Source organism: Flavobacterium nitratireducens, assembly GCF_029625335.1.
Classification (GTDB): Bacteria; Bacteroidota; Bacteroidia; order Flavobacteriales; family Flavobacteriaceae; genus Flavobacterium; species Flavobacterium nitratireducens.
The window spans coordinates 742,154-756,103 of the sequence record NZ_CP121111.1 but is presented as its reverse complement, the minus strand read 5'-3'; the positions used below and the strand labels follow the sequence as shown (position 1 = coordinate 756,103).

Here is a 13,950-nt window from a genome sequence, read left to right as displayed (position 1 = left end):
GATGAAAATAGCAATTGTTTGTTATCCAACCTTTGGTGGAAGTGGTGTAGTCGCTACAGAATTAGGTTTAGAGTTAGCTCGTTTAGGACATGAAGTTCATTTTATAACCTACAGTCAGCCAGTGCGTTTGGCTTTATTGAATCCAAATGTGTATTATCATGAAGTAAACGTTCCAGAATATCCTTTGTTTCATTATCAACCTTATGAATTAGCTCTATCAAGTAAATTAGTTGATATGGTTAAATTGTACAAAATTGAAGTTTTGCACGTGCATTATGCAATTCCTCATGCTTATGCGGGTTATATGGCAAAGCAAATGCTAAAGAACGAGGGAATAGAAATTCCAATGATAACTACTTTGCATGGTACTGATATTACTTTGGTTGGAAATCACCCACATTACAAGCCGGCAGTGAGTTTTAGTATCAATAAATCAGATGTGGTAACTTCGGTATCTCAAAGTTTGAAAGACGATACGTATAAGTTATTTAAAATCAAGAGAGATATTCATGTGATTCCAAATTTTATCGAATTGGATAAAAGCAGAGAATTTACAGGACCATGTCAGCGTTCTTTGATAGCTAAAAAAGAAGAGCGTATTATTACACATATCAGTAATTTTAGAAAGGTGAAACGCATTCCGGATATTATTCGAATATTTCACAAAATTCAGCAACAAATACCTGCTAAACTATTAATGGTAGGTGATGGTCCTGAAAAAGAAAAAGCCGAATATTTGTGCCAGGAATTAGGAATATTAGACAAGGTAATTTTCTTTGGAAACAGTAACGAAATCGATAAGATTTTAAGTAATTCGGATTTGTTTTTATTGCCATCAGAAACCGAAAGTTTTGGATTAGCAGCATTGGAAGCAATGGCGTGGGGGGTTCCTGTAATTTCAAGTAATTCTGGTGGTTTACCAGAAGTGAATTTTGATGGCGTTTCGGGTTATTTGAGTAATGTAGGTGATATAGATGAAATGGCTGAAAACGCTTTGAAAATTTTGAAAGAAGATGATGTTTTGTGCCAATTTAAAGAAAATGCCTTATCAGTTGCTAAGAAGTTTGATATCAAACTCATTTTGCCATTGTATATTGATATTTACGAAAAAGCCATTAAGAAATATGCCAAGAAAAGCAACAAACAACTAACAAATCCGGAAAGTGAATAAATTAATAATAAAATGAAAAAAAGTATTCTGTCATTGGTTTTGGTATTGATGCTGTTTTCCTGTAAATCAACAACAAATACTAATGGGAAAAAAGTCCTTTATGAAGTTTTACTACAGCAAAATGATGGTGGGGGAAATATTAATTTCTACGAAATTCTAACAGAGTCGAAAGAGATTAAAATGTTGCAAAATGATAAAAAGTTGAAAGGAAAAATCAGTACGGATGATTTGCAACAGTCTAACTTTGTAATTCTTAATATGGGGCAAAAACCTACTGGTGGTTATGCAATAACAGTAGAAAGTGTTACTGAAACTGATAAAAATATTGTTATTAAGGTCAAAGAAATTAATCCAGATTCAGGAGCTATGCTTACACAAAGTATTACTTATCCTTATACGGTAGTCAAAATTAACTCGAAAAAACCTATTACAGTACAATAAAAAATGCCACTATTTCTAGTGGCATTTTTGGTCGTAGTAATTGTGTATTAGAATGTGAATCTGATTCCTAGAGCAAGGTCTGGACCAAAGTTGTCACCATAATAGTTGTCAGAAAAATACAATTCAGGACGGATATCTAATGAAAGTTGGATTGGCACTTCATCAAATTTGTACTCAATACCTAAATCACCAGCTACAAATGCATATGTTTTACTGTCATCTACTCCAGGTGCATCAATACTCCAGTTTCCAACACCTCCACCTACACCAGCGTACCAGTTGAAACCTCCGTCAATGTTCCAAACCCATTGGTAAACACCTGTTAATTTGAATGCGTCCACGTTGTTGCTGTTTCTCCATCCCAAATCTAATTCTAAACGGTTGTTGTCAGACAATCCTCTTTGGTATGAAAGCTCACCACCAAATCCATCATTGTCACCTAAACGTAAACCTAAAGCGTTTTTTGAAATTTCCTGTGCTTGAGTGCTAAATGCTAATCCCATTAGCATAAAAGCTGATAAAATAATTTTTTTCATAATTAAAGTTTTGTTTCTTGTAAATCTACAAATAATATTTAACGTAAAATTTATTATAAAAGTATACTATTTTGTAGAATTTCCTGTTTTTTTAAGTCAGAAAGTAAATACATAATTTTATTTAGGAAAAATGATCGACGCAATGAGTTGTTCCCCAGTAGGTTCATCTTTTTCGTGACTGCTTTTAGTTTCTGTGAATTCTGACTCCTGATAATAAAATAATTTCCATTTTTTTCTATTGTATTCTAAAGCGGTTAAATTTTCAACCCAATCTCCGGAATTTAAATAGGTAGTTGAACCGTTTTTGTTTTCTTTTTTGATGATTTTTGGTTCGTGAATATGCCCGCATAGTACATAATCGTATTGGTTTTCGATGGCTAATTCGGCAGCGGTTTCTTCAAAATCTGAAATATGTTTCACCGCTTTTTTTACACTAGCTTTGATTTTTTTAGAAAAAGAGTAGGGTTCTTGACCTATTTTTTTTAGACACCAATTAATAAATCGATTCATAAGAATTAAGTAATCATAACCTAAACCACCTAATTTAGCAATCCATTTAGCGTGATTAACAGAAGCATCAAATACATCTCCGTGGAAAATCCAAGCTTTTTTATCGTTTAATTCTAAAACAATTTTATCGGCTAATATAAAGTTTCCCATATTCATTTCGGTAAACTTTCGAAGCATTTCGTCATGGTTACCCGTAATATAATATACTTTGGTTCCTTTAGAAGCAAAGCTTATTATTTTTTGAATAACTTTTAAATGAGATTTGGGGAAATAGGATTTTCTAAATTGCCAGATATCAATAATATCGCCATTTAAAACTAAAATTTCAGGTTTTATAGACGATAAATAGTTGTTTAATTCTTTGGCGTGGCTTCCGTAAGTCCCAAGGTGAACATCGGAAAGTACAACTACTTCAACTTTTCTTTTTTTCAATTGATTCAATTAATTTGTTGTTATGCAAATTAACGCTGACAATGTAAATTCATCTTAAACTTAAGGTTAATAAAAAAGGTTTCTATGTAAACAAATAGTGCAAATTTATCCCTCATTTTAAAAATCTTTAAATCTTTAATTTTTAAAGCTAAAACTAAAATAGTACTTTTGTTCAAAATTATTTATAATGGCAGGAAATAGCTACGGAACACTATTTAGAATAACAACTTTTGGCGAATCACACGGAGAAGCTTTAGGAGGAATAATTGATGGTTGTCCATCGGGAATTGCATTAGACTTTGATGCAATTGAATTAGAAATGTCAAGAAGAAAACCAGGACAATCTGCTATCGTTACTCAAAGAAAAGAACCAGATGCTGTACAGTTTTTATCTGGAGTTTTTGAAGGAAAAACAACAGGAACACCTATCGGTTTTATTATTCCAAATACCAATCAAAAATCAGACGATTATTCACATATAAAAGATAATTATAGACCAAGTCATGCCGATTATGTGTATGATCAAAAATATGGTTTTAGAGATTATCGAGGAGGCGGTAGAAGCTCTGCTCGTGAAACAGCAAGTAGAGTAGTAGCGGGTGCTATTGCCAAACAAATGTTGTCAAACATCAAGATAAATGCCTATGTGTCTGCTGTGGGTTCATTGTCATTAGATAAGCCTTATCAAGATTTAGATTTTTCAAAAATTGAATCTAATCCTGTACGTTGTCCAGATGAAGCAATGGCTGCTAAAATGGAAGATTATATCAAACAAATTCGTAAAGAAGGTGATACTGTAGGAGGTGTAGTTACTTGCGTAATTCAAAATGTGCCAGTAGGATTAGGCGAGCCTGTTTTTGATAAATTACATGCCGAATTAGGAAAAGCGATGCTTTCGATCAACGCGGTAAAAGGTTTTGAATTCGGTAGTGGTTTTGAAGGTTCAAAAATGAAAGGAAGTGCTCATAACGATTTATACAATGCTGATGGAACTACTAAGACCAATTTATCTGGTGGTATTCAAGGTGGTATAAGCAATGGTATGGATATCTACTTCAGAGTAGCTTTTAAACCTGTAGCTACTATTATGCAAAAACAAGATTCCTTAAACAATAAAGGTGAAATAACAGAGATGACAGGAAAAGGGCGTCATGATCCTTGTGTGGTGCCTCGCGCAGTGCCTATTGTTGAAGCTATGGCTGCGATTGTCTTAGCGGATTTTTATTTGATAAATAAAACCTATTCAAAATAAAAGTTAGTTAATTTTTATTATTTTTACCCCCAAGAGGTGAAAAATTACATAATTCTTTTGAATTTAGCCGAAATGCTAATAATGATGTAATAAAAAATACAACAGCTTTGAAGAAAATAGAAAAAGCTCCTCTAGTTTTACTTGAGGAGTTTTTTTATACCTTAAATTATTTAAAATTTAAAATAAGTTAAATGCATACTACGGACGAAACTACAACTAAGAAATCATTTATTTCAGGATTGACTGGGCAGATTTTAATAGCGATGCTTTTAGGAGCAGTGTTGGGTGTTATTATTCATAATTCAGTTGCTACTGAAGTGGCAGAAACATTTAGTAGCCGAATCAAAATGCTAGCTACTGTATTTATTCGTTTGGTTCAAATGATTATTTCGCCTTTGGTGTTTACCACTTTAGTCGTAGGAATAGCTAAATTGGGTGATGTTAAGGCTGTTGGACGAATTGGTATTAAGTCTTTAGCTTGGTTTTTTACCGCATCATTTATTTCGTTGTTATTAGGGATGTTTTTTGTTAATGTTTTAAAACCAGGTGAAGGACTTAACCTGCCTACAGTAAATGCTGATACGGTAGCAGAATTTGCAGCAAAATCTCAGAGCATTTCTTTCGATAATTTCATTGAGCATATTGTGCCTAAAAGTGTTTTTGAAGCTATGGCAACCAATGAAATTTTACAAATTGTAATTTTTTCTATTTTCTTCGGTTTGGCAGCTGCTTCGTTAGGAGATTATGTAAAACCTGTAATTACGGCTTTGGATAAAACGTCCCACATTGTTTTAAAAATGGTCAATTTTGTAATGAAGTTTGCACCAATTGGTGTTTTTGGTGCCATTGCAGGTGTTTTTGCAGTTAGAGATTTTCAAGAATTAGCGATAACTTATTTTAAATTTTTCGGTTCATTTTTGATTGGTATATCTTCTATTTGGGCAGTATTAATTTTGGTAGGATATATTTTTCTTAAAAATAGGATGTCGGTTTTGCTTAAAAGAATTTTAAATCCTTTAATCATTGCTTTTGGGACTACAAGTAGTGAAGCTGTTTTTCCTAAACTAACTGAAGAATTAGAACGATTTGGTGTAAAAGATAAGATTGTATCTTTCATGTTACCTTTAGGGTATTCTTTTAATCTTGACGGAAGTATGATGTATATGACTTTTGCTAGTATTTTTATTGCGCAGGCTTATGGAGTTCATTTGGATTTAGCTACACAAATGACGATGCTTTTAGTTTTAATGCTTACAAGCAAAGGAATTGCTGGTGTTCCAAGAGCTAGTTTAGTGGTTGTTGCAGCCACTTGCGGAATGTTTGATATTCCAGTTGAAGGAATTGCTTTGATATTACCGATTGATCATTTTTGTGATATGTTTAGAACAGCGACTAATGTGTTAGGTAATGCTCTAGCTACCTCGGTAGTAGGAAAATGGGAAGAGGGTAAAGAAGAACAGGTACATTTGAACTAATGTATTTGCAAACTTGGAAATATAAAAAAACCTATTTGAAAATCATCAAATAGGTTTTTATAGTTTTAATACCAACGTTTTTTATTTTTCTTTGCGGCATCAGATTTTCTCGATTTATTGGATTTTCCACTTCGATTATTGCTTTTCGGTTTGGCTTCTGCTACAGTACCGGGATTTCCAGAATGCCAAGGGTAAGGATGATCCGTGATGGTTTTTACATCTACTTTGATTAATCGCTGGATATCTTTCCAGTAACCATGTTCGTCTTTGCTACAAAAAGAGATAGCGATACCCCCATTTCCAGCACGCCCCGTTCTACCTATTCGGTGTACATAGGTTTCGGGAATATTAGGTAAATCAAAATTGATTACATAAGGCAGTTGATCGATATCAATTCCTCGAGCAGCAATATCAGTAGCGATTAGTACGCCTATTTCTTTATTTTTAAAGGCGTCTAAAACACGTTGTCTGGCATTTTGCGATTTGTCTCCATGAATCGCTTCTGCGGCAACATTTTTTTTGCGTAAAGCTTTTACAATATTGTCGGCACCATGTTTGGTTCTTGCAAAAACCAATACATCTGTCAGGTTGTCGTTTTGTAGTAAGTTGTAAAGAAGGTTTCTTTTTTCTCCTTTTTCAACAAAATAAATGCGTTGCTCCACTTTTTCAGCCGTTGATGAAACTGGTGAAACGGTAACCGTTTCAGGATTGGTTAAAAACATTTCGGCCAATTCTCTAATCGCGATTGGCATTGTAGCAGAAAACAATAGCGTCTGACGGTTTTTAGGTGTCAGTCTTACAATTTTCTTAACATCATTTACAAATCCCATGTCCAGCATCTGGTCTGCTTCATCTAGTACCAAAGCGTGTAGATGGTCTAAGTCGATAAAGCCTTGTTTGTGTAAATCTAATAATCTTCCGGGAGTGGCAATTAAGATATCTACACCGTTTTTAAGCACATCAACTTGTGGATTTTGAGAAACACCACCAAAAATAGTTAATTGTGTTAGGTTGGTGTATTTTGCATAAGTATCAAAACTTTGCCCTATTTGTACAGCAAGTTCACGAGTTGGTGTAACTACTAATGCTCTAATTTTTTTTGGTTTTTTAGAAGAACCAACAATTCGATGCAGTTGATGGATAATAGGTATAGCAAAAGCAGCAGTCTTTCCTGTTCCTGTTTGTGCGCAACCAATAAGGTCGTTTCCTGCTAAAATAAGAGGAATAGCTTGTTCTTGGATAGGAGTGGGGTTTGTATAGCCTTCTTCAAATACGGCTTTTTGGATACTTTTTGAAAGTGATAATTCTTCGAATAACATATATTTTGTATTAATTATCCTGTAAGCGTTACAGGAATAAGTGGTGCAAAGATAGTATTATTATTCGGGATGCTTGTTTTTAGCTTATTTTCAGTAGGAATAAAAATAAAAAGACGTTTGGTTTATACGTTATACTTAATAGAATTTGACTTGATAAAGTCGGTCACTAAATATCCAATTAATTTTCCTATCAAGTGATTGTTCTTGTCTACATCTAGGTCAGGTGCGCCTTCGCAAATGTGTAAATAACTCGCATTTTTATTTTTAGCAAAAAAAGAAACAAATTGGCGCAATTCTTCAACTGAAAATCCGCTTAAAGTCATGGCGCTACTCGCTATGTTTGGTATTGCGTCTAGGTCGACTTCGATTCCAAAAGAATCACTTTTTATAAACTCTAAAGCTACAGCCAGTTCTTGCGAAAAGTTTTTTTCCTTTCGAATATTAATACTATCGTAAGTATTGTACCGCACTCTATCATCGATTTTTTTGATGATATCTAGTACGTTTTTAGAAGTATAATTTTCGTGTAAACCAAAAATGAAATATTTTTTCAAAAATCCTTCTTCATAGGCATAAGAAAAACCGTTGCCACTATGGCGTCCTTCTAAAATTCTAAAATCAGAATGGGCATCAAAGTTAACTGCATTGATGGGTTTTCCTTTGGCCAAGGCCGTTCCTTTAATATTACCATAAGAATTATTGTGTCCACCGCCAATGATGATTGGGATTTTTCCTAATTTGACGATATTGAAAATGATGTGTGAAACATCTTTATCAATTTTTTTACCAATTGGCTCAGTTTTACACGGTCATCAATTTTGTTAAAGTCTAAATTTTCAACTTCTGCCATTTCCTCAGCGACATTAATTTGTCCCATGACAATAATTTGATTCCCTTTACAAAAGCGATTGTGTTGAATATTGGCGATACTTTTAATGGCTTCATTCCAAGCAGATGCCGCACCGGGTCTGCCATAATTTGCTCTAATTCCAATGTCTTCTGGAATTCCAAAAAGGACATATTTTGCTTCAGAATTTTTTAAAAAATTGAGAGGATTAACTCCTGCTGGTACAGTTAGCATTTTCTCTCCAAATTTTATTTCTCCACTTCGATGGTTCGTTACTTTGGCAAGATCGTGAATGGTGAATGGTAGAAATTTGTCCATTGGCGTAGAAAATTTTTTCTACAAAAATAATATAAATTCTTTACAGACGTTATATGTTAAAATTATATTGTTAAATTTGCTATTAATATTAAAATTCAAAAAAGTTTAAAAAAATGGAAAGTAAACAAAGTAGTACAAGTCTAAAGGCTGTCATAGCAGTATTAGCAGTCTTATTAGTAGGAAGTTTGGTTTATATATTCAAATTGTCTTCTGATACTGAGAAAGTACAAACAGTTTTGACAACTACTGTTAGTGAAAAAGAGTCAGTATTAAAAGATTTAGAAGAATTAAAATCTACTTATGATGCAGCTATTGCGGAAAACACCTCAATGTCTGATGAATTAATTCAAGAAAGAGATAAAGTGGTTAGTTTGATGGCAGAAGTAAAACAATCTAAAGGAGATTTATCCGCTTTTAAAACTAAAATGAATCTTTTACAAAACAAATTGAAAGCTTTAATGGCTGAAAACGAAGGTTTGAAAAATGAGAATACAGTAGTTAAAGCACAACGTGATAGTACCGTTGTGGTTTTGAATGAGTCTAAAAAGTACAATGAAGCTTTAGTAGGTCAAAATGATGAATTGTCTAAAGTTGTTGAAAAAGGTTCTAAGCTAACTGTTTTGAATATTCAAAGTTCAGCGTATAAAGTGAGAAGTTCAGGTAAAGAAATTGAAACGGATAAGGCAAGAAGAACAAATATGCTTAAAATTAGTTTTACTATTGCGGGTAACGAAATTGCTAAATCAGGAGATAAAACCTATTATGTGCAAGTGATTGATAGTAAAAATAATGTCCTAGGTGAAAAGAAAACAATAAACTTTGATAGTATGAATTTGACTTATAGTTTTACAAGTACTGTGAAATATGAGAACAAAACAGTTCAAGTATCTGAAAACCTTCCAGGGAAAGATTTTCAACCAGGTACTTATTTTATCAATGTTTTTGACAAAGGAGAATTGGTTTCTAAGTCAAGTTTTAATTTGAAATAATAAACTTTAGAGACATAAAAAAAGAGGAGTTTTTGCTCCTCTTTTTTTATGCATTGTATTGAAAAAAATTATTCATTAATTTTTATTTCAAATGTTTTATCCCAGTTTTTACCAGTAACAAAAACAGTCTTCGTTTTAGGATTATAAGCTATTCCATTTAAAACATCATCTGGAGTGGCTTTTGTTAATTTTCTTAAAGTGGATAAGTCTAAAATTCCTTCAACAGCTCCATTAGTTGCATTTATTACAGCGATCGCATCTTTTTGCCAAATGTTAGCATAAAATTTACCATCGATAAGTTCCAATTCATTTACCGATTTAATTTTAGAGCTTCCTGAATACACATTGATATAGTCAACCATTTTTTGAGTATTAGGATTCATTTTCCATATTTTTTCTGTCCCATCTGATTGATAAATGTATTTGTCGTCATGAGTCATTCCCCAACCTTCAATTTCTTTTTCATAGGTAAAAGTTTTTTCCAGTTGTAAGGTATTGGCATTGAAAATGAATCCTTTTTTATCTTGCCAAGTTAATTGAAATAGCTTCCCGTTTATGAAAGTAATTCCTTCTCCAAAGTAGGCAGTATCCATATCAATTTGTTTGAATATTTTACCTGTTCTATAGTCGTATTTTCTTAAATACGAAGTGCATTTAATTCCAGAGCCAGAGGTTCCAGATCCTGTACTCTCATATAAAGTATCGTTATAGAATTCAAAACCTTCTGTAAAAGAGTTGGTATCGTGAGGATAGGTGTTTACGATGTTAAATTGTAATAATTTAGGAGTTATATTGGATACAACTTCTATTCGGGTAGTGGTTTCGGCATTTTCACCTTCAAAATAAACTACCGCTTTTATATTTTGATAACCTAGTTTTTGATTTTTTAATTCAAAAGAAAGTTTTTCAAGTCCTTTAACTGTTTTTATTTTAGTGTCATTAATGTAGTAAACAATACTGTCAACCGCTTTCGCTTTTGGATTCAAAATACTTAAATCAAGACGTTCTTGAGGTTGGTATTGTGCTGAAATAGTCGAAGAATCAAAATTAAATATCGTATTTTCTCTATTTTTTGTATCTCCACAATTAGAAAGTATTGTTCCTAATAAAATGAAAGATAGTAAGTTATATTTTTTCATGCTTTGTTTTTTAAAAGTTCTAATATACAATGTTATTTTAAGCTATCAAAAGGGCTTGCAAAAATATAAAAAGATTGTATATTTGCACCGGCAAGTCCTACACGACCAGCTCCTGCAGACTCCCCCAGGATGGGAACATAGCAAGGGTAAGCGGTTGAGCGGTGCGATGTAGGTCGCTTGCCATTTTTTATTTAATCTGATTTTTTTTCGGGTTAATTCTTCAGAATTAATACAAAAGTAGTCTTCCTTCGGGAGGATTTTTTTATTTTTGGCCTTTCGGTAAGTTAAAAGTTATAGGTTAGAAGTTAAGAGTTTTTGACTCAAATTCAAAATAGAACTATAACCCATAACTCATAACTAATAACCCATAACTAAAAAAAAATGAGTAAAGTAGTATTGATTACCGGAGGTTCTTCGGGAATAGGAAAATCTATTGGTGAATTTTTACATCAAAAAGGGTTTATAGTTTATGGAACCAGCAGAAATCCCGATGCAGTTTTGAACTCTGTATTTCCATTAGTAGCTTTGGATGTTAGAGATGTTAATTCTATTCGTTCTGCTGTCGATACGGTTATTGCTACAACGGGAAGATTAGATGTGTTGATTAATAATGCGGGAGTAGGGATTACAGGCCCTTTGGAAGAAATTCCAACATCGGAAATCAAAAACAATTTCGAAACTAATTTTTTTGGTCCTATTGAAGTGATGAAGGCGGTGTTGCCACAAATGCGTCAGCAAAAATCAGGTTTGATTATCAATGTGACTTCAATTGCCGGCTATATGGGCTTGCCGTATAGAAGTGTTTATTCGGCATCCAAAGGCGCTTTAGAATTAATTACTGAAGCCTTACGAATGGAAGTGAAGTCTTTTGGAATCCATATTACCAATGTGGCTCCAGGTGATTTTGCAACTAACATTGCGTCGGGTCGTTTTCACGCTCCTTTGGTTAAAGGTTCGGCATATGAAGTTCCTTATGGTACTACTTTAAAAATGATGGATGAACATGTTGATAGTGGAAGTGATCCTAATGATATGGCAGCGGCAGTTTATAACATTATTGAATCACTAAGACCTAAGATTCATTATAAAGTAGGCGCTTTTATGCAAAAGTTTTCTATCGTTCTTAAACGATTATTACCAGATGCAGTTTTTGAAAAAATATTGATGAATCATTATAAATTATGATAACTATGGAGAATTGGTTTGATACGATTGGAATTGTTTTTCCTTTAGTATTTTTTATCCTTTTATGGTTGATTATCCGAAGAATACTAAAGGCGATAAGTGATCGAATTAATAATGCTGAAGAGCATCGAAATGAATTATTGAACGTTTTAGAGGAAATTCGTGATGAATTGAAAGAATTGAATAGAAATAATTCGACTAAGTAATTTAAATTGTAAATTTGCAAACGTTGATTAAAATTAAGTGTGTAAAAAACACTTTTTAATAAAAAAACTAAAAACAATTAAATATATAAATTATGAAATTTTTTATTGATACGGCTAATTTAGCTCAAATTAAAGAAGCACAATCTTTAGGGGTATTAGATGGGGTAACAACTAATCCGTCTTTGATGGCTAAAGAAGGAATCACTGGAAAAGATAACATCTTGAAACACTATGTTGACATTTGTAATCTTGTTGACGGTGATGTAAGTGCTGAGGTAAATGCTTTGGACTTTGAAGGAATGGTGAGAGAAGGAGAAGAGTTAGCTGAATTACACGAGCAAATCGTTGTAAAATTACCTATGACTAAAGAAGGTGTTCAAGCTGCTAAATATTTTTCTGATAAAGGAATCAAAACGAATGTAACCTTAGTATTCTCTGCTGGACAGGCTTTATTAGCTGCAAAAGCAGGTGCTACTTATGTTTCTCCATTTTTAGGAAGATTAGATGATGTTTCTACTGACGGTTTAAACTTGATTCAAGAAATTAGAGAGATCTACGATAACTACGGATACGAGACTCAAATCTTGGCTGCTTCTGTACGTCACACAATGCATATTGTTAACTGTGCGAAAATTGGTGCTGATGTTATGACTGGACCGTTATCTGCAATCGCTGGTTTATTGAAACACCCATTAACTGATATCGGATTAGCACAATTTATTGCTGATTTCGAAAAAGGAAACAAGTAATTGTTCCTTTTTTATTCAAATATAAAAAGTCCCGTTTGAATATTCAGACGGGACTTTTTTTATAAAGTGTTATTATTTTCTCACAAATGGTGGAAGTAATTTACTGGTCACTTCACCAAAGCCAATGCGAACCTGACTGTTTTCGCAATATCCTTTGAAAATTACCGTGTCATTGTCATTGATGAATTTTCGTTCGCTACCATTATTCAGTTTTAATGGTTTTTCACCACCCCAGGTTAATTCTAACATCGAACCATAGCTATCCGGTGTTGGTCCTGAAATCGCTCCTGAGCCCATCATGTCTCCTGAATTGATTCGGCAACCGTTAGAAGTATGGTGTGTTAATTGTTGGTTCATCGTCCAATACATGTGTTTGAAATTGGATTTTGAAACTACAGTAGGCTCTGCTTTTTCGGGCTGTATTGCTACTTCAAGGTTAATATCAAACGAATGTTTCCCTTTTTGTTGTAAATAAGGCAACGGACTCGGATTTTGTTTTGGACTGGCTACTCTAAAAGGTTCTAAAGCATCCATCGTAACAATCCAAGGTGAAATCGAAGTGGCAAAGTTTTTAGACAATAAAGGTCCTAAGGGCATGTATTCCCATTTTTGAATATCTCGAGCCGTCCAGTCATTTAATAAAACCATTCCAAAAATATAATCTTCGGCTTCACTAATTGGAATCATTTCTCCCATGATATTTGCATCGGTAGTAATGAAAGCTGTTTCTAATTCAAAGTCAACAGAACGTGAAGCTCCAAAAACAGGCGTAGTGGCATCAGGGGGTAAAGTTTGTCCTAAAGGTCTGTGAACCGGAATTCCCGAAGGTATTATAGTTGAACTTCTACCGTGATAGGCAATAGGCATTTGAGGCCAGTTAGGCAATAAAGCGTTCTCTTCGTTGCGAATCATTTTACCTACATTGGAAGCATGAATTTTACTGGAATAAAAATCGGTATAATCACCTATAAGAACAGGCAATTGCATTTCTACTTCATTGATGTTGAAAATGATAATATTACGATGCTGAGCATTGTCGCGCAATTTGGAATTGTTTTCGTCAAAAATCTCGGCAATTCGATTACGAACCAAACGCCAGGTTTTTTTTCCGTCAGAAATAAAGTCGTTAAGAGTGTCTTGAATAAACATATCATCAGTCAATTCAATTCCTGCAAAATATCCTAATTGTTGCAGTGCACCTAAATCTATAGCCGAATCCCCAATGCGAGTTCCTACCGTAACCACATTTTCTTTGGTTAAGAATACACCAAAAGGAATATTTTGGATTGGGAAATCACTATTCGCAGGAACTTCAATCCATGATTTTCTTTTAGTATCGTTGGCAGATAATGGCATATTTTGTTAATTTTTTTGTTGAAAA

Annotated in this window: 13 protein-coding genes, 1 other RNA gene and 1 pseudogene; 9 read left to right on the top strand and 6 right to left on the bottom strand. The window is 33.4% G+C overall.

Annotated features, from left to right (window positions below; genetic code table 11):
- The first annotated feature begins 1 nt into the window (after position 1).
- Both bshA and P5P90_RS03520 read left to right on the top strand, forming a co-directional pair.
- Entirely contained in the window at positions 2-1,171 is a 1,170-nt protein-coding gene (gene bshA, locus P5P90_RS03525) for an N-acetyl-alpha-D-glucosaminyl L-malate synthase BshA (RefSeq protein ID WP_278035832.1), read from the top strand.
- Positions 1,172-1,183: 12 nt separating this feature from the next.
- Positions 1,184-1,612 carry a protease complex subunit PrcB family protein gene (locus tag P5P90_RS03520; RefSeq protein ID WP_278035831.1) on the top strand — a complete coding sequence of 143 codons (429 nt, stop codon included), beginning with the start codon at positions 1,184-1,186 and terminating at the stop codon, positions 1,610-1,612.
- A gap of 47 nt (positions 1,613-1,659) precedes the next feature.
- Here the strand turns inward: P5P90_RS03520 and P5P90_RS03515 are convergent, their stop codons facing one another.
- Both P5P90_RS03515 and P5P90_RS03510 read right to left on the bottom strand, forming a co-directional pair.
- On the bottom strand, positions 1,660-2,148 hold the full coding sequence (locus tag P5P90_RS03515) for a hypothetical protein (RefSeq protein ID WP_278035830.1): 489 nt from the start codon (positions 2,146-2,148) through the stop codon (positions 1,660-1,662).
- A 117-nt stretch (positions 2,149-2,265) separates the two neighbouring features.
- Entirely contained in the window at positions 2,266-3,090 is an 825-nt protein-coding gene (locus P5P90_RS03510; RefSeq protein WP_278035829.1) for a UDP-2,3-diacylglucosamine diphosphatase, read from the bottom strand.
- Positions 3,091-3,277: 187 nt separating this feature from the next.
- Between P5P90_RS03510 and aroC the strand changes: the two genes are divergently transcribed.
- Entirely contained in the window at positions 3,278-4,342 is a 1,065-nt protein-coding gene (gene aroC, locus P5P90_RS03505) for a chorismate synthase (RefSeq protein ID WP_278035828.1), read from the top strand.
- A 191-nt stretch (positions 4,343-4,533) separates the two neighbouring features.
- Entirely contained in the window at positions 4,534-5,817 is a 1,284-nt protein-coding gene (locus P5P90_RS03500; protein ID WP_278035827.1) for a dicarboxylate/amino acid:cation symporter, read from the top strand.
- 65 nt (positions 5,818-5,882) lie between these two features.
- On the opposite strand, the gene P5P90_RS03495 is transcribed toward P5P90_RS03500, so the two are convergent.
- Positions 5,883-7,136 carry a DEAD/DEAH box helicase gene (locus P5P90_RS03495; protein WP_278035826.1) on the bottom strand — a complete coding sequence of 418 codons (1,254 nt, stop codon included), beginning with the start codon at positions 7,134-7,136 and terminating at the stop codon, positions 5,883-5,885.
- Between the two features lie 122 nt (positions 7,137-7,258).
- Positions 7,259-8,301: pseudogene (locus tag P5P90_RS03490) on the bottom strand (formimidoylglutamase).
- 113 nt (positions 8,302-8,414) lie between these two features.
- On the opposite strand from P5P90_RS03490, the gene P5P90_RS03485 reads away from it, so the two are divergent.
- Positions 8,415-9,290 carry a hypothetical protein gene (locus tag P5P90_RS03485; protein ID WP_278035825.1) on the top strand — a complete coding sequence of 292 codons (876 nt, stop codon included), beginning with the start codon at positions 8,415-8,417 and terminating at the stop codon, positions 9,288-9,290.
- Between the two features lie 68 nt (positions 9,291-9,358).
- Here the strand turns inward: P5P90_RS03485 and P5P90_RS03480 are convergent, their stop codons facing one another.
- On the bottom strand, positions 9,359-10,429 hold the full coding sequence (locus P5P90_RS03480; protein WP_278035824.1) for a glutaminyl-peptide cyclotransferase: 1,071 nt from the start codon (positions 10,427-10,429) through the stop codon (positions 9,359-9,361).
- Between the two features lie 88 nt (positions 10,430-10,517).
- Here P5P90_RS03480 and ffs point away from each other — a divergent pair.
- From ffs to fsa, 4 genes are all read left to right on the top strand, one after another.
- Positions 10,518-10,615, top strand: an RNA gene (gene ffs, locus P5P90_RS03475) — signal recognition particle sRNA small type.
- Positions 10,616-10,810: 195 nt separating this feature from the next.
- Positions 10,811-11,614: an SDR family oxidoreductase gene (locus P5P90_RS03470; protein WP_278035823.1), complete on the top strand. Its 804-nt coding sequence runs from the start codon at positions 10,811-10,813 to the stop codon at positions 11,612-11,614.
- Between the two features lie 5 nt (positions 11,615-11,619).
- Positions 11,620-11,820 carry a YhdT family protein gene (locus P5P90_RS03465; protein WP_278035822.1) on the top strand — a complete coding sequence of 67 codons (201 nt, stop codon included), beginning with the start codon at positions 11,620-11,622 and terminating at the stop codon, positions 11,818-11,820.
- 92 nt (positions 11,821-11,912) lie between these two features.
- Positions 11,913-12,569, top strand: a complete 657-nt coding sequence (gene fsa, locus P5P90_RS03460; RefSeq protein WP_055091173.1) for a fructose-6-phosphate aldolase — start codon at positions 11,913-11,915, stop codon at positions 12,567-12,569.
- Positions 12,570-12,641: 72 nt separating this feature from the next.
- On the opposite strand, the gene fahA is transcribed toward fsa, so the two are convergent.
- Entirely contained in the window at positions 12,642-13,925 is a 1,284-nt protein-coding gene (gene fahA / locus P5P90_RS03455; RefSeq protein ID WP_278035821.1) for a fumarylacetoacetase, read from the bottom strand.
- Between the last annotated feature and the right edge of the window lie 25 nt (positions 13,926-13,950).